General features: G+C 72.7%; 11 protein-coding genes. 8 read left to right on the forward strand and 3 right to left on the reverse strand.

The window, feature by feature from the left end:
* Positions 1–4: 4 nt before the first annotated feature.
* The 3 genes from ACWZEH_RS20305 (at position 5) to recQ (ending at position 5,525) form a co-directional block, all read left to right on the forward strand.
* Positions 5–1,576: an NADH-quinone oxidoreductase subunit M gene (locus tag ACWZEH_RS20305; RefSeq protein ID WP_456192570.1), complete on the forward strand. Its 1,572-nt coding sequence runs from the start codon at positions 5–7 to the stop codon at positions 1,574–1,576.
* Entirely contained in the window at positions 1,573–3,222 is a 1,650-nt protein-coding gene (nuoN, locus tag ACWZEH_RS20310; RefSeq protein WP_456192571.1) for an NADH-quinone oxidoreductase subunit NuoN, read from the forward strand. The genes ACWZEH_RS20305 and nuoN overlap by 4 nt, the downstream gene beginning before the upstream one ends.
* Positions 3,223–3,473: 251 nt before the next feature.
* Complete coding sequence (gene recQ / locus ACWZEH_RS20315) at positions 3,474–5,525, forward strand: DNA helicase RecQ (protein ID WP_456199721.1); 2,052 nt, start codon at positions 3,474–3,476, stop codon at positions 5,523–5,525.
* Between the two features lie 107 nt (positions 5,526–5,632).
* Here recQ and ACWZEH_RS20320 read toward each other — a convergent pair whose 3' ends face one another.
* Together ACWZEH_RS20320 and fahA are read right to left on the reverse strand one after the other, a co-directional pair.
* Positions 5,633–6,580: a M56 family metallopeptidase gene (locus tag ACWZEH_RS20320; RefSeq protein ID WP_456192572.1), complete on the reverse strand. Its 948-nt coding sequence runs from the start codon at positions 6,578–6,580 to the stop codon at positions 5,633–5,635.
* Between the two features lie 279 nt (positions 6,581–6,859).
* Positions 6,860–8,074, reverse strand: coding sequence for a fumarylacetoacetase (gene fahA, locus ACWZEH_RS20325; protein WP_456192573.1), 1,215 nt, complete (start codon positions 8,072–8,074; stop codon positions 6,860–6,862).
* Between the two features lie 377 nt (positions 8,075–8,451).
* Here fahA and ACWZEH_RS20330 point away from each other — a divergent pair, with 377 nt between their 5' ends.
* From ACWZEH_RS20330 to ACWZEH_RS20350, 5 genes are all read left to right on the forward strand, one after another.
* A complete protein-coding gene (locus ACWZEH_RS20330; RefSeq protein ID WP_456199723.1) occupies positions 8,452–9,681 on the forward strand; it encodes a DegT/DnrJ/EryC1/StrS family aminotransferase in 1,230 nt (409 codons plus the stop codon).
* The gene (locus ACWZEH_RS20335; RefSeq protein ID WP_456192574.1) at positions 9,674–12,274 is read left to right on the forward strand and encodes a lipopolysaccharide biosynthesis protein; all 2,601 of its coding nucleotides are present in this window, start codon (positions 9,674–9,676) and stop codon (positions 12,272–12,274) included. The genes ACWZEH_RS20330 and ACWZEH_RS20335 overlap by 8 nt, the downstream gene beginning before the upstream one ends.
* A 226-nt stretch (positions 12,275–12,500) precedes the next feature.
* Complete coding sequence (locus ACWZEH_RS20340) at positions 12,501–14,384, forward strand: glycosyltransferase (protein WP_456192575.1); 1,884 nt, start codon at positions 12,501–12,503, stop codon at positions 14,382–14,384.
* Positions 14,381–14,809 carry a hypothetical protein gene (locus tag ACWZEH_RS20345; RefSeq protein ID WP_456192576.1) on the forward strand — a complete coding sequence of 143 codons (429 nt, stop codon included), beginning with the start codon at positions 14,381–14,383 and terminating at the stop codon, positions 14,807–14,809. The genes ACWZEH_RS20340 and ACWZEH_RS20345 overlap by 4 nt, the downstream gene beginning before the upstream one ends.
* Positions 14,806–16,020, forward strand: a complete 1,215-nt coding sequence (locus tag ACWZEH_RS20350; protein ID WP_456192577.1) for a glycoside hydrolase family 26 protein — start codon at positions 14,806–14,808, stop codon at positions 16,018–16,020. The genes ACWZEH_RS20345 and ACWZEH_RS20350 overlap by 4 nt, the downstream gene beginning before the upstream one ends.
* A gap of 58 nt (positions 16,021–16,078) precedes the next feature.
* Here ACWZEH_RS20350 and ACWZEH_RS20355 read toward each other — a convergent pair whose 3' ends face one another.
* Complete coding sequence (locus ACWZEH_RS20355) at positions 16,079–16,834, reverse strand: polysaccharide deacetylase family protein (RefSeq protein ID WP_456199725.1); 756 nt, start codon at positions 16,832–16,834, stop codon at positions 16,079–16,081.
* Positions 16,835–16,836: the final 2 nt, after the last annotated feature.

The raw sequence follows: 16,836 nt of genomic DNA on the forward strand, positions 1-16,836 counted from the left end.
ACCGATGTCCTTTCCTCTGCTGACAGCGACGGCGGCGCTCCCGGCCATCGGGGCGATCGCCACGGCCGCCGTACCGGCCACGAAACGCACCGCCGCCAAGTGGCTGGCCCTGCTGGTCTCGGTCGCCACCCTGGTGCTGGCGATCGTCGTCCTGGTGCGCTTCGACCCGGACGGCGACCGCTACCAGCTCACCGAGTCGCACGCCTGGATCGCGGACTTCGGAGTCCGTTACGAGCTGGGGGTGGACGGCATCGGGGTCGCGCTGATCGCGCTGACCGCCCTGCTGATCCCGTTCATCATCCTCGCGGGCTGGCACGACGCCGACCCCCTGGAGACGGGCAGCAAGAGGTGGCGGCCCACGCAGGGCTTCTTCGCCCTGATCCTGGCCGTCGAGGCGATGGTGATCATCTCCTTCGAGGCCACCGACGTCTTCCTCTTCTACATCTTCTTCGAAGCCATGCTGATCCCGATGTACTTCCTCATCGGCGGCTTCGGGGACCGGGCCCACCAGCACGGCGAGAAGGCCGCGGCGACCCAACGGTCCTACGCGGCGGTCAAGTTCCTGCTCTACAACCTGGCCGGCGGTCTGGTCATGCTGGCCGCGGTGATCGGGCTCTACGTGGTCGCCGGGAACTTCTCGCTCACCGAGATCGCCGAGGCGCGGGCAGACGGCTCGCTCGAGATGTCGACGAGCACCGAACGCTGGCTGTTCCTCGGCTTCTTCCTCGCCTTCGCGGTGAAGGCGCCGATGTGGCCGCTGCACACCTGGCTGCCCAACGCCATGCAGGAGTCCACCGCCCCGGTCGCCGTGCTCATCACGGCCGTCGTGGACAAGGTGGGCACCTTCGCGATGCTGCGCTTCTGCCTCCAGCTGTTCCCGGAGGCCAGCAAGTGGGCGACACCGGCGATCATGGTGCTGGCGGTCATCAGCATCATCTACGGGGCCCTGCTCGCGGTCGGCCAGCGCGACATCAAGCGGCTGATCGCGTACGCGTCGATCTCGCACTTCGGCTTCATCGTCATGGGCATCTTCGCGATGACCAGCCAGGGCCAGTCCGGGGCGACGCTCTACATGGTCAACCACGGGATCTCGACCGCCGTCCTGCTCCTGGTGGCCGGGTTCCTCATCTCGCGGCGCGGCTCCCGGCTCATCGCCGACTACGGCGGGGTGCAGAAGGTCGCGCCGGTGCTCGCCGGCACGTTCCTGATCGGCGGTCTGGCGACGCTGTCGCTGCCGGGACTCGCGCCGTTCGTCAGCGAGTTCCTGGTGCTGGTCGGCACGTTCACGCGCTACCCGGTGATCGGCGTCATCGCCACCTTCGGCATCGTGCTCGCCGCGCTCTACACCCTCGTCCTCTACCAGCGGACGATGACGGGCCCCCTCAGGCCCGAGCTCGCCAGGATGCCCGACCTGCGGGTTCGTGAGATCGCCGTGGCCGCGCCGCTGATCGTGCTGCTGGTCTTCCTGGGCGTCTACCCGAAGCCCGTGACGGACATCGTGAACCCGGCGGTGAAGCAGACCATGTCCGACGTCCAGCAGAAGGACCCCCAGCCCGAGGCGGAGGCGGCCAAGTGAGCACGTCAGCCGTCCACAGTCTGTGGACAACCGCGGCCGACCCGATCGCGAAGATCGACGCGCCGAAGATCGAGTACGCACAGCTCGCGCCCACTCTGATCGTCGTCGGTGCGGCGGTCCTGGGAATCCTGATCGAGGGCTTCGTACCGCGCAGATCCCGCTACTACGCACAGATGTTCGTCGCGTCGGCCGCGCTCGTCGCCGCGTTCGCCGCGGTCGTGGCGCTCGCCGCCGACGGATACGGCACCACCAAGGCGGGCATCGTGGCCATGGGCGCGATCGCCGTCGACGGCCCCGCCCTGTTCCTGCAGGGCACGATCCTGCTGACCGCCCTGGTCGGCCTGTTCACCTTCGCCGAGCGCAGGCTCGACCCACAGGCGCACGGCAACCGGGTCGACTCCTTCGCCGCCCAGGCCGCGTCGGTGCCGGGCAGCGACGGTGAGAAGAAGGCCGTCAGGGCCGGGTTCGCCACCACCGAGGTGTTCCCGCTGCTGCTCTTCGCGGTCGCCGGCATGCTGGTCTTCCCCGCGGCCAACGACCTGCTGACGCTGTTCGTGGCCCTGGAGGTCCTCTCCCTGCCGCTGTACCTGCTCTGCGCACTGGCCCGCCGCAAGCGGCTCATCTCGCAGGAGGCCGCGGTCAAGTACTTCCTGCTCGGCTCGTTCGCCTCCGCGTTCCTCCTCTTCGGCATCGCGCTGCTGTACGGCTACGCGGGCTCGATGTCGTACGCGACGATCGCGCAGGTCGTCGACGGCACGATCGCGGAGGTGGATCCGGCGCTCGTCAACACCATGGGCAACGACGTGCTGCTCCTGGTGGGCGCGGGCCTGCTGATCATGGGCCTGCTGTTCAAGGTCGGTGCCGTCCCCTTCCACATGTGGACGCCGGACGTCTACCAGGGCGCGCCGACGCCGGTGACGGGCCTGATGGCGGCGGCGACCAAGGTGGCCGCGTTCGGTGCCCTGCTGCGGGTGCTGTACGTCCTGCTCCCCGGCCTGCGCTGGGACTGGCGGCCGGTCATGTGGGCGGTCGCGATCGTCACCATGCTGGGCGGCGCGATCATCGCGATCACCCAGACCGACATCAAGCGGCTGCTGGCGTACTCGGCGATCTCGCACGCGGGCTTCATCCTCGCGGGCGTCATCGCGACCACGCCGGAGGGCATCTCGTCCGTCCTCTTCTACCTGGCGGCGTACTCGTTCGTGACGATCGGCGCGTTCGCGGTGGTGACGCTGGTGCGGGACGCGGGCGGCGAGGCGACGCACCTGTCCAAGTGGGCGGGCCTCGGCCGCCGTTCGCCCCTGGTGGCGGCCGTGTTCGCGGTGTTCCTGCTCGCCTTCGCGGGCATTCCGCTGACGTCGGGCTTCGCCGGGAAGTTCGCCGTGTTCAAGGCGGCGGCCCAGGGCGGCGCGGTCCCGCTGGTCGTGGTCGGTGTGATCGCGTCGGCGATCGCGGCGTTCTTCTACATCCGGGTGATCGTCCTGATGTTCTTCAGCGAGCCGCGGCCCGAGGGTCCGACCGTCGCGGTGCCGTCACCGCTGACGATGATGGCGATCGGGCTGGGCGTGGCGGTCACGGTGGTGCTGGGCGTCGCGCCGCAGTACTTCCTGGAGCTGGCGGGGGACGCGGGGGTGTTCGTGCGCTGACCCGGCGCCCGCCGACGACAGGGCGGCCCGGCACCCGCTCGGGGGGTGCCGGGCCGTTGTCGCGCCCGGCGGAACGCGCCCCCCCGCAGTGGTACGCGGATGTGACTGGTTCAAAGGCCTGTGGACACGTCCGGGGCGTCGGTCTGTGGACAACTCCGGGGATGTCGGCCCGGGCGCCTATCGTGGACGCAGTGGTCGAGAACGGCCGCAGTGGACGCGGTGGCCGTGAGTGGTCGTACGGGGGCAGGGCGATGGGTGGGACGGGCGGTAGTGGTGGCATGGCAGTGACCGAGAACGAGGCGCTGGCGACGCTGCAGCGGGTGTTCGGATTCGACGCCTTCCGTGGTGAGCAGGAGGCGGTGATCGAGCATGTGATCGCGGGCGGGGACGCCGTGGTGCTCATGCCGACCGGTGGCGGCAAGTCGCTGTGCTACCAGATTCCGGCCCTGGTCAGACCGGGTACGGGAGTCGTCGTCTCCCCGCTGATCGCGCTGATGCAGGACCAGGTGGACGCGCTGCGGGCGCTCGGCGTGCGCGCCGGGTTCATGAACTCCACGCAGGACTTCGAGGAGCGGCGCGTCGTGGAGGCCGAGTTCCTCGCCGGCGAGCTGGATCTGCTGTACCTCGCGCCGGAGCGGCTGCGGTTGGACAGCTCCCTGGACCTGCTCTCGCGGGGGAAGATCTCCGTCTTCGCGATCGACGAGGCGCACTGCGTGTCCCAGTGGGGGCACGACTTCCGGCCGGACTACCTCTCCCTGTCACTGCTCGGTGAGCGCTGGCCGGACGTGCCCCGGATCGCGCTCACCGCGACGGCCACGCACGCCACGCACCGGGAGATCACCGAGCGGCTGGCCATGCCGGACGCCCGGCACTTCGTGGCGAGCTTCGACCGGCCCAACATCCAGTACCGGATCGTGCCCAAGGCCGACCCCAAGAAGCAGCTGCTGAACTTCCTGCGGGAGGAGCACGCGGGCGACGCGGGCATCGTCTACTGCCTCTCCCGCAACTCCGTGGAGAAGACCGCCGAGTTCCTCGGCCGAGGCGGCGTCGAGGCGGTGCCGTACCACGCGGGACTGGACGCGGGGACGCGTGCCGCGCACCAGTCCCGCTTCCTGCGGGAGGACGGCCTGGTGGTGGTGGCGACCATCGCCTTCGGCATGGGCATCGACAAGCCGGACGTCCGGTTCGTCGCCCACCTCGACCTGCCCAAGTCCGTCGAGGGCTACTACCAGGAGACCGGCCGCGCGGGCCGCGACGGACTGCCGTCCACCGCGTGGATGGCGTACGGGCTCAACGACGTCATACAGCAGCGCAAGCTGATCCAGTCCGGCGAGGGGGACGAGGCCTTCCGGCGGCGGGCGGGCCAGCACCTGGACGCGATGCTCGCCCTGTGCGAGACGGTCCGGTGCCGGCGCGGGCAGCTCCTGGCCTATTTCGGCCAGGACGACCCCGACCCGGCGGGCTGCGGCAACTGCGACTGCTGTCTCACCCCGCCACAGACGTGGGACGGCACCGTCGCGGCCCAGAAGGTGCTGTCGACGGTGGTCCGGCTGCAGCGGGAGCGCGGGCAGAAGTTCGGCGCGGTGCAGATCGTGGACATCCTGCTGGGCAAGCGCACGGCCAAGGTCATCCAGTTCGACCACGACCAGCTCTCCGTGTTCGGGATCGGTGAGGATCTCGGCGAGGCCGAATGGCGGGGCGTCGTCCGGCAGCTGCTGGCCCAGGGGCTGCTCGCGGTCGAGGGGGACTACGGCACGCTGGTGCTGACCGAGGCCAGTGGGACCGTACTGCGGGGCGAGCGGGAGGTGCCGCTGCGCAAGGAGCCGAAGAAGCCGGTGACCTCCCGGCAGGGAAGCCCGGGGGCGTCGGGTTTTGGGAAGGGCAAGGCCAAGGCCGCGGCGGCCGAGCTGCCCGAGCACCTCCTGCCGGCCTTCGAGGCGCTGCGCGCCTGGCGTGCCGAACAGGCCCGCGAGCAGGGCGTCCCCGCGTACGTCATCTTCCACGACGCCACGCTCCGCGAGATCGTCACGGTCTGGCCCGGCTCGGTCGCCGAGCTCGGCGGGATCAGCGGGGTGGGCGAGAAGAAGCTCGCGACGTACGGGGAGGGCGTGGTGGGGGCGCTCGCGGCGCTGGGCGGGCCGCAGGACGGATCACCGGCCGGTGCGCAGGGCCCGGCCGAGGCCGCCGGGGGCGGCTCCGGTCGCGCCGAGGCCGGTGACTTGGGCCGGGACCACGCCGGGGCCGCGTCCGACGACGACTGGCCGGAGATGGACGCCGAGCCGGAGCCCGACGACTGGATCTGACCCGGCTGCCGTCCGGTCCTGCGGGCCAAGTCGGAGGTGGCCGGCGGTGTCCGTCCGGCTGGGGCGTGCCGGCTCCCGCGCCTTCGGCACGATCAGCCGGCCAGGCCCTACGACAGGGCGGTGAGGCCCGGAGCGAAGGTGATCAGGAGGGGGAGGAGGGGGACCAGGGCCGCCGCCGTCGTCGTCAGGGCGCGGTCGCGGGGGCCGAGGCGGGGCGGCGGCTTCAGAAGGCGGTCGACGCGCTCGCCGAGCAGGCGGTGGCTGGAGGCGCAGGACAGGACGCCGCGGTGCTGGTTGAGCTCGATCAGCGCCAGTGCCGTGGTCAGGTGGCCGCAGCGGCGTGAGGCGGTGTCGTCGGCGGCGAGTTCGACCAGGCGGTGGGTCTGGTCGCAGAAGTGGGCGAAGAGCGGGACGCGGGGGAAGCCGGTGGCGAGGGCGGTGGAGAGGTGCAGCAGCCAGTCGTGGTGGGCGCGCGCGTGGCCGCGTTCGTGGGTGAGGACGGCGTCGATCTGGTGGTCGGTGAGGCGTCGCAGGGCGCCGGTGGTGACGATCAGCTGGGGCGGGCTGCCCGGCATCCACCAGGCGTCGGGGTACTCGTCCTCGAGCACCAGCAGGGGGCCGCGGGCGGCGGGGAGGCCGGCGGGCAGGTCGGGGGCGCGCTCGAGCAGATGCGCGCGGGCCCGGGCACGGCGCCGGCGGGCGTCGGCCAGTTCACGCCCGAGCATGGCCGTGGTCCAGGCCGCGCCGCAGGCCAGCAGCAGGGTGAGGGCGGCCGCCCAGGGCGGGGCGGCGGACAGGTCGTACGCCGCGGTCACGGCGGGCGGGGCCGGGGCGAAGAGCTGGGCGCGGACCGTGCCGAAGACGGCGGCGGTGCCCAGGGCCAGGGCGGTCAGGCAGCACAACAGGACCGTGGCGACCAGACACTGCCAGACCCACAGGGCCACCACAGGTTCCCGCTCCGGCCAGTTCGCCCGGGTCAGCGCACGGGGGGCGGGCCAGGCGGCCGTCACGGCGACGACGCCCAGCAGGAGCAGGCAGAAGGTCGTGCCAGTCATGCCACGGACTCCGGATCCTGTCGGAAAGGGGCGGCTTCGGGTCGTGCGGGGAGGTGCGGCCGTGCGTGACGTGCGGAGGGTGTCCGGCGGGTGACGCGCGGGTCCGTGCGTGGGTGTGCGGCACGGAGCGTGCGGGAGCCGCACACCGCCCGACACCGACAAGTATGACGGCGAAGGGCGGCGTGAGGCAGGGGTGCGACGTCGATCGGCGGACGCGGAGGGCTTCCGTCGCGGCGCCGGTGGGGTCGGACCGCGGTGAGAGCCGGACCGCGGTGCGTGTCAGACCGCGGGCGTCACCCGCCCTGTGACCTCGCCGAGGCCGACGCGGACCCCGCCCGGCCCCGGGGCCCAGGCCGACAGGGTCACGACGTCGCCGTCCTCGAGGAACGTCCGCTTGCCGTCGGGTAGTTCGAGGGCGTCGCGGCCGTTCCAGGTCAGTTCCAGCAGGGACCCGCGCTGTCCCTCGGCGGGCCCGCTCACGGTGCCGGAGCCGTAGAGGTCGCCGGTGCGCAGGGAGGCGCCGTTCACGGTCATGTGGGCGAGCTGCTGGGCGGCCGTCCAGTACATGGTGGAGAAGGGAGGTTCGGAGACGACGTGCCCGTTGACGGCCACGGAGATCCGCAGGTCGTAACCGCCGGGTTCCTCGTCCGTGTCGTCCAGGTACGGCAGCAGCGCGTGGGTGCGCTCCGGCGGCGCCACCCGGGCCTCCTCCAGGGCGTCCAGGGGGGTGATCCAGGCCGACACCGAGGTGGCGAAGGACTTTCCGAGGAACGGGCCGAGGGGGACGTACTCCCAGGCCTGGACGTCGCGTGCGGACCAGTCGTTGAGGAGGCAGAGGCCGAAGACGTGGTCGCGGAAGTCGCCGAGCGGCACCGGCCGGCCCGGCTCGGACGGCGCCCCGACCACGAAGCCGACCTCGGCCTCGATGTCCAGCCGCACCGACGGGCCGAAGACCGGGGCCGGATCGGTGGGAGCCTTGCGCTGCCCCGAGGGACGTACGACGTCGGTGCCGGACACCAGCACCGTGCCGGAGCGGCCGTGGTAACCGATCGGCAGGTGCTTCCAGTTCGGGGTGAGGGAGTCGGCGGCGTCCGGGCGGAAGATCCGGCCGACGTTCCGGGCGTGGTTCTCGGAGGCGTAGAAGTCGACGTAGTCCGCGACCTCGAAGGGGAGGCGCAGGGTCACCGACGACAGCGGGTGGAACAGCGGCTCGACGGTCTCCCGGTGCGCCGGGACGGTCACCCAGGCGGTGAGGGCGCGCCGGACGTCCGACCAGGCCGTACGGCCCGCCGCCAGCAGCGGGTTGAGGGTCGGGCGGGCGAGCAGGGAGGCGTACGGGGAACCCAGGGCGTGTGCGGCCGCGCCGGCGTCGAGGACGTGGTCGCCGAGCCGGACGCCCACCCTCTGCTCCGAGGAACCGGGGGGCGAGAACACGCCGTACGGCAGATTGTGCGGGCCGAAGGGATCGCCCTCGGGGACGTCGAAGGGGGGCATCGGGTGCTGCCTCGCTCTCGTGTGCGCAGGTGCTCCACGTGTCCGTGGCCAGGCCACACGTTACGGGGGCCGCGGTGGTCTTGGGCAGAGGCGGAGGCAGAGGCGGAGGGCGGGTCCGGGGCGTGGGACGTGTGACGCGTCCGGGACGGCAGGACGCGTGCGCCGCTTCCACTTGCGTACCGGAAGGTGTCCACGGGTGTCCACAGAGCGCGACGCAATCTTGACGGAGCGGTGCGAACGGGGTGACTCTGGACGGGTGCCGGAAGGCCTCGGGGAGGGGGCGTTCCGATGGCACACCAGGGGGACGGATGGCCATTGGGGAGGCCGGTCCGGGATCGGCGCGCTCCGGCACGCAGCCGAAGAGGCTGGAAGATGTCATGCGCGGCCGGCTCGGCCGGGAGTGTGTGTACGTGCCGTCGTGCAGGTTCGGGCTGTTCGTGGCGCTGCGCCACTGGTGCCCGCCGGGCGGCAGGGTGCTGATGTCGCCGGTCAACGACGACGTCATCTTCTTCGTGGTGCTCGCGGCGGGCCTGCGCCCGGTGCAGGCGCCGCTCGACCCGTTCGACGCGTCCATCGACATCGACGCCGTGCCGGAGGGGACGTGGGGCTCGCTGTCCGCCGTACTGACCACGAACCTGTACGGCAACCCGGATCCGGCACCCGGACTGCGGGCCCGCTGCGACGCGTTGGGCATCCCGTTGTTCGAGGACGGGGCGCATGCCATCGGCAGCGAGGTCGGCGGACGGCCGGTCGGGGCCTGGGGTGACGCCTCCGTTTTCAGCCTTTCCAAGCACGCCGGCGCCCAGACGGGAGGCATCCTCGCGCTGGCCGACCCGGACCGGAGCGCGGCCGTGCGCGAGGCCTGTGCCGAACTGCTCGCCCCGCGGCGCATGACGTCCGAACTCACCTACGCGGTACGGCCCTACGCCGAGGCCGCCGTGCGGCGGCTGGGGCTGCGCCGGGCCGCCTGGGCCGCGATGGGCCTGCTGGGGCTGACGGAGCGCGAGGGGATCCGGATGCCGCTGCGTCCGGACGCGCTGGCCGGTGCCGTGCGCTCGGCGCCGGACCTGGCCGCGCACGACCCCTGGGTGCGGGTCGACATGCACGACTACCGGCTGGAGCCCGGCCCCGTGCGCCTGCGCCGCGTCCACCGCGGTCTCGAGCGGCTGGACGACGTCCTGCGGGCCTCGCGGGTGGGCACGCGGCTGCTGCTGTCGACACCGTGGGCCCGGCCGCCGGCGGACGGCGTGGTGCAACCGCTGTTCCGGGTGCCGCTGCTGGTCGCGGACCGGGACGCGGCGACGGCGGCACTGGCCCGGCACGGCGTCGTCGTCGGCTACCTCTACGACCCGCCCCTGGACGACTACGCGGGCGCGGCCTTCACGGACCCGTCACCCGACCCCGGCAACGCCCGCTGGTTCGCGCGGCACGCGCTGCCCGTGGACCCGCTGCGGGCGCGCGAGGCGGTAGAGGTCCTGGAGCGGTCCGGGGCCCGGCCGGCCGAGCCGCCGAAGGAGCCGGACGCGCGGGACGCATCGGCCGCGCGGGACGCGCCGGAGCCCCCGGAGGGGACCACGACGAGAGGGCCGGAGCCGTCTCGTGGCTGAGATCCAGGTGCACGAGCCCGCCGCGGTGCGCACCGGCGGCGGCGGCGGACCCGGGCCCGCCGACGACAACCCCGGCGCCGACGGCTCCGACTCGCTGTTCAAGAACGCCTACTTCCTGATGCTCAGCACCGGCGTGTCCGCCGTCCTCGGGCTGGGCTTCTGGCTCGTGGCAGCGCGCTACTACTCCGAGGACGCGGTCGGCCAGGGCTCCGCCGCCATCGCCGCGATGCGGCTGCTCGCGAGCATCACCGCGACCACGATGATCGGCGCCGTGGTCCGCTTCGTGCCGCGCGCCGGGCGCGAGACCGGGCGCCTGGTGTGGGGCGTGTACGGGGCGAGTTCGCTGGTCGTCGCACTGGCCGCGGGCGTCTTCCTGCTCACGCTCGACCTGTGGGGCGCCTCGTACGAACCCCTGGGCGCCCCCCTGGCGGGCGCGCTGTTCGTCGCGGCGTGCGTGGCCTGGGCGCTGCTCACCCTGCAGGACGGGGTGCTCACGGGCCTGCGCAGGACCGAGTGGGTGCCCGTCGGCAACGCCGTCTTCTCCACCGGCAAGCTGGTCCTGCTGGCCGTCTTCGCGAGCGCGCTGCCGGTGCTGGGCATCTTCGTGTCCTGGGCCGTCGCGATCGCGTTCTCCACACTGCCGCTCGGCTGGCTGATCTTCCGCCGGCTCATCCCGCGTCAGGCCGCCGCCGACCGCGACCGGGAACCGCCCGGGATCCGCCACATGGGCCGCTTCCTCGCCGGTGACTCGCTCGGCGCGCTGTTCAGCCTGGCGATGATCAATCTCCTGCCGGTGATGGTCGCGGTCCGCTTCAGCGCCGCCGAGAACGGCTACTTCTACGTGGCGTACACCGTCGGCGGAACCATGGAGTTCATGGCCATCAACATGGCCGCGTCGCTCACCGCCCACGCCTCGCACGACCCGCGCCGGCTCGCGGACGGGGTGCGGGGGGCGCTGCGCCGGATGGCGCTGCTCCTGGTGCCGGTCGTGCTGGTGCTGGTGGTCTTCGCGCCGCTGATCCTCACGCCGTTCAGCGCGGACTACGCCGAGCACGGTTCGATGGTGCTGCGACTGCTGGCGCTCGGGGCGCTGCCCCGGGTGGTCGTGGAGCTGTACATCGGGGTGCTGCGGGTACAGGGGCGTACCGGTGTGCTCGCCGTGCTCCAGGGAGCCATGTGCGTGCTGGTCCTGGGCAGCGCGGCCGTGCTGTTCACCCCGGCGGGCATCGCGGGCGCCGGGTGGGCGGTGCTGACCGGCATGACGGTGGTCGCCGCCGTCTCGGTGTTCGGCCTGCGCTCGGCGCTGCGTGATACGCGCGGCGGGCCCGTCGACAGGCCGGGCGGGGCCGGCGGCAGGGGCGGTACGACGAGCGGGCCGGGCAGGGCGGGAGAGGCCTCCGCCGGCCCCGTCCACGGCACGCGCTGGGCGAAGCTGAACGCCACCGCCGGGTACGGCACGGGCTGGGCCCGCCGGGCCGCGTACGAGGACAAGGACCGCGAGCAGGGCGACGCGGACACCGTCACGCTGTTCATCGGCACCCCCGGTTACGAACGGGAGGCCCTCCAGGCGGACACGATGGCGTTCATCGTCCGGCCCCGCCCCACGGACGGGGACCCGCAGCCGGACGCGGCCCCCGGGCCGGACGTGGCCCCGGAGACGGACCCGGACGGGAACCCGGAACGGGACGCGGACGCCGGCGCGGGTCCGGGCGCCGAGCCGGGGGAGCACCCGGGCGCCGAGGCGCACGAGGGTGGGGCGCACGAGCGCGGGGTGGCGGGCGGCCGGGTGGCCGGCGATCACGCGGAGCCCACTCCACGGAACACACGCGCACCACGTCGGGACGAGACCCCGCCCCGACACGACGAACACCTCGAGGCCGCCGGGGGTGACGGATCCGACCGGTCCGAGCGGTCCGAGCGGTCCGAGCGGTCAGAGCGGCGGCTGCGGGACATCCTCTGGGGGCTGCTCGGAGTCGCCACCGTCGCCTTCTGGGCGTCGGCGCGCCCCCTGCACCGGCTCGGCGGGCCGTCGCCGGACCAACAGGGCGAACCGACGGGACGGCAGTTGCTGGAAGGACTGCCGCTCGTGGCGCTCACGGCGGGCGGAGTGCTGCTCCTGCTCTTCGTCGCGGCGGTGACGCTGTGCACGGCGCCCGGCCCCTGGCTCCCCGGCACCGCGCTGGGCTCGGCCCTGCTGGCCCTGTACGCCGCACCGGTCGCGCTCGGCCGGGAACCCTCGCCGGTGGGCGGGGCGCCGCATGTCCGGACAGCCGGATTCCTCGCGGACGCGGTGGGGATCGACGGGCCGGAGCCGCTGCTGCGCTGGACGCCGCAGGTGTGCCAGTTGCTGTGCCTCGTCGCGCTGTGGCTGCTGCTCGAGCGGGTGGGCGCCGGCCGGCTGTCCTGGCCGGGACGCTGGGGGGCGTTGTATCTCGTCGCCGTGGCCGGCTGGGTGTGGCGGGACGCGCTCGCGCCCGTGTCACCGCCGCTGCTCGCCGCACTGCTTCTGCTGCTGCTCCTTCTCCGGCTTTTGCCGCCCCGCCGTGCCGTGACGGCGGGGCGGCGGGGCGGCCACAGACGACCGAACGGCTGAACCAGCGATCGAACCAAGCTTTTGGAGCCGAACCGCCAGGGGGGGAACCACCGTGCGTCCGCCAGCCACTCCACGCGAGAGATCCGCGCCCGATCCCGCACCAGAGAGCACGTCGGCGCCCGTCACGTCTGCGGACACCTCTGCGGACACCTCTGCGGAACCGCCTTCGCGGACCGAGTCGCGGACCCGCCCCTCCTCGGAGTCGTCGGCCCCTGCCCATGAGCCCGTGACGGACCTCTCCGACCTGCCGCCCTTCTGGTCCGTGCGCCGCACCCCCGCGCTCCGGCCCGCCCTGCCGCTGCTCGCGGCGCTCGCCCTGTGGCTGTACGCGGTACGGCACACCGATGTGTCGCGGCTCGACGACTACGGTCTGCTCACCGCGCTCCACCCGGGCTTCTGGGCCGGCCTCGTCGTCCTCACCACCGGCTTCTGGTTCACGGTCCGCGACCGCCACCGGTCCGGCGGCTGGCCGGCGGCGTACGTGCTCGGCCTGCTGGTGATGGAGCGGGCCACCCAGGCCGTGCTCTACCCGACCCCGTTGTACGCCTGGGCGTGGAAGCACGACGGTGTCGTCGACCACCTGCTGACCGCCGGCGGACTCCAGACCGCCGACCGGATCGGTGACATGGCGGTCTACGACCAGTGGCCGGGCTTCTTCGCCGCGCAGGCGGCGCTGGTACGGCTGCTGGGCGTGGACTCGGCGGCGATGTACATGGCGTGGTGGCCGCTGGCGTCCAGCCTGATGCTGCTGTTCCCGCTGCTGCTGGTCTACCGCACCTTCACCGAGGACCGACGGCTGATCTGGACCGCCGTCTGGCTCTTCTACGTCGCCAACTGGGTGGGCCAGGACTACTTCTCCCCGCAGTCCGTCGCCTTCGCGCTGCACCTCGGCGTGCTGGCCGTGGTGCTGCGCCGGTACGGCCGTTCCGGCGGGGGCGGGGGCGGTGGACGGCGGGGGCAGGCGATCTGGACCGTCGTGCTCACCGTGCTGGTGACGGCGATCGTCGTCTCGCACCAGCTCACCCCCGCCATGCTGGTCGTGTCGCTGCTCGCGCTGGTGCTGCTCCGCCGCCACCGGGACTGGGTGCCGGTGGCCACGACGGTCGTCATCTTCCTGGCCTGGTGCCTGACGGCCGCGCTGCCCTTCCTGTCCGCCGCGATGCCGGACCTGATCCGCGCCGTGGGCGACGTCGGCGGCAACGTCGAGACGGGCTACGGCGCCACCCCGACCGGTGCCGGGGCGATCGCGACCTCGTGGGCGGCCCGGCTGCTCTCGGGCTCCGTCCTGCTGCTGGCGGCGGCCGGGGTCTGGCTCCAGCCGGTACTGCGGTACCGCGCGATGCCGCTGCTGGTGGTCACGGCGGCACCGCTGCCGATGTTCGTCGCGAGCAGCTACGGCAGCGAGATGATCTTCCGAGTCCTGATGTTCATGCTGCCCGGCGTCGCCTTCTTCGCCGCAGCCGGCCTGCTGCCCAAGGTGCGCACCCTCGCCGCCACGGAGGCGGAGGCTGAGGCGAGGACCCGCGGTGACGCCCGGGTTTCCGCCCGCCGCGGCATCGGTGACCGGTTCCGGTTCCGTACCGGCTCCGGTGTCCGCGTCCGGGGCCCGCTGCTCGTGCTGCTCGCCGGGACCCTGGCGTTCGTCCCGAGCTACTCGGGCAAGGACCGGGTCAACTACTTCCCGCCGCAGGAGGTGGCCCTGGTGGGGCAGCTCTTCGACGAGGCGCCCGAGGGCTCGCTGGTCGTCGCCGCCAACCGCAACTACCCGCTCGCCCACGCCTCGTACGGAAGCATCGACCACTACTGGTTCCTCGAGGACGACCGGAGCCACGTCGACGAGATCGTGCGGGACCCGGCCGGCACCCTCGCCACCGACATGGCGGGGGTGGACCGTCCGAGCCGGGCCTACTTCCTCTTCACCCAGGGACAGTTGGCCAACTCCGAAATGAACGGTCAGCTCACCGGTACCCGGTTGAACAGCGTTCTGGAGTCCGTCGCCGCGTCGCCGCGGTTCCGGCTGGTGGCGGAGAACAGCGCGGGGGCGGTCTACGAACTGAGGCAGGCAAAGGCGGCAGAGGGAACCGAGGGCGCCGGGGGAGCGGAGCGATGACACCACAGGATCTCGTGATCAGGATGCTTCCGCCGTTCGCCGGCTGGCTGGCGCTCGCCGCGCTCGCCCTGCCCGGCGGTTCGCCGCTGCGCGGCGCGGCCGTCGTCGTCTTCCTGTCGGCGGGGCCGGGCGCGGCCCTGGTCGGCCTCTGCGGTCCCGCGCTGCGCGTACGGTCGGCACGGGCACCCGTCGAACGGCGCGACCCCGACTTCGTCCGCCACTCCGACCTGCTGGAACGGCTGATGCTGGCCGTCTTCGTCAGCGTCGCCGCGGTGATGATCGTCGCGACGGCACTGATCGCCACGCACACCTTCAGCGCCCGACGGGTGCTGCTGGCACTGACGCTGCTGACCACGCTCGCCGCGTTCTGCCCGCGGCTGCGTGCCTCCCCGCCGTCGAGGACACGGAAGGGTTCCGCCCCGTGAGGTTCGCTCGCCCGCTCCGCCGTATCACCTCCGCCCTGCGCGGTGTCCGACCAGAAGCCGGCCCGGCCACCGGCCGTCCGGCCACGGGCCCGGCCACCGATCCTCCTGCCGGCCCCGGGTTCCCCGAGGGAACCGGCCGGCGCCGTAAGCAGAAGGCCGGCCGGCCGGCCGCGGGCCGCCGTCGGGTAGTGATCACCTCGGCCGCGGTCGTCTCCGCGGTGCTGGTCGCCGTCCTCGCCCTGCGGAACGCCTCGGAGCCCTCCGGGGCGGACGAGGAGTGCCGGCCCACGGAACTGCTCGAACCGCCGTGCGGCGCCTGGTTCGGGGCCTTCGTGCCGCACGAACGGGCCAACCTGGAGGAGAAGGTGGAGGCCTACGAGGAACGGGTGGGCCGCAAGCTCGACATCGTCTACACGTACCACGACATGTCCCTGCCCGAAGGCACCCGCAGGGAAGGTCAGTTGCTGAGCCCGGAGGAGCAACGGATCGGCGAGGACCACATGCTGCTGCTGTCCTGGGAGAGCAAGTGGTGGGGCGGTACGAGGGGGCAGCAGCCGAGGTGGGAGGAGATAGCCGCCGGCGACCTGGACGCGACCGTGATCGACGTCCAGGCGCAGCGCATCAAGGAGTACGGGCAGCGCACGGGGAAGAAGGTCTTCCTCTCCTTCGACCTCGAGATGGACACGCGCACCCCGGCCAACGGCACACCGGCCCAGTACGTGCAGGCGTACCGGCACATCCACGACCGGTTCCGGGAACTCGGCGTGGACAACGTGGTGTGGACCTGGATCGTCACGGGCTACCTGAACCACGGCGACCTGTTCAAGAGGATGTATCCGGGGGACGAGTACGTCGACTGGATCGGATACAACCAGTACAACTACTACCGCTGCCACGAGACCGAGTGGCTGACCTTCGAGCAGACCCAGACGGCCACGCACGAGTGGATACGCGAGAACATCTCCGCCGACAAGCCGCTGATGCTCTCCGAGTTCGGCAGCGCGGTCGACTCCGCCCGGCCGGACCGGCAGGCGGAGTGGTACGCGCAGGTGCCGCCCGTGCTGAAGGGGCTGGAGGGTGTCAAGGCCGCGCTCCAGTGGAACTACCGCGACCCCGGACCCCACTGCGACCTGGCGGTGGCCGACGAGGCGGCGTGGGGGGCCCTGCGGAAGGTGGCGGCCGACCCGCATCTGAACCAGCCCACCGAGTGAGTGAACACGGGGGAGACGGCCGTGTCCGCCCGGCCGTCTCCCCCGCTCGTCCCGTGGCTCAGCCCGCGAACTCCGGTCCGCGGAGTGTCGCGCGGGTGTGCCGGTACCAGCGCCAGGCGATCGTCTTCGGGCCGTCGCGGTAGGGGGCGAGGCGGGCGCCCTCGCCCGCCAGCCAGGCCCGGACGTCGGCGACGGTGTGGCTGCGGCGGACGATGAGCCGGGCGATGCGGTAACGCTCGTCCCGGTCCGAGCTGAGCGCGTGCCGCACCGCGGTCGCCGTCTCGTACCCGGCGCGGGACGCCATGGCCCTCACCCGGGGACTGCTGTAGCCGTGCGGATAGGCGAGGTGGGGGACCGGATGGCCGAGGGCGTCCTCCAGTACGGCCTTGGAGTCGGCCAGTTCGGCGCGCAGCTGCTTCCCGGTCAGCGTGTCCAGCTGGGCGTGGCTGACCGTGTGGCTGCCGATCTCCATTCCAAAAGCCTCCAGCTCCGTCACCCGGTCCAGGGTCATCATCGGCGCCGGCGGCAGCAGGCTGCGGCCGCCCGGGGTGATGGCGCCGGTGGTGAGGTACGCGGTGGCCGGCAGGGAGCGCCGGGCCAGGAGGCCGGCGGTGGGGCCGGGCAGGTCCGCGAAGCCGTCGTCGAAGGTGAGGAGCACCGGCCGGGGCGGCAGGGGCGCCCGCCCGGTGAGATGGCCCGCGAGGGTGCTGATGGTGACGGGGGTGCGGCCGCTGTCCTCGAGCGCGTCGAGATGCGCCGCGAACTCCCTCGGCGTGACGGTGAACTCGGCGATCCAGTCGGGCGGCTCGTCCATCA

It is taken from the genome of Streptomyces yamdrokensis, assembly GCF_053890455.1.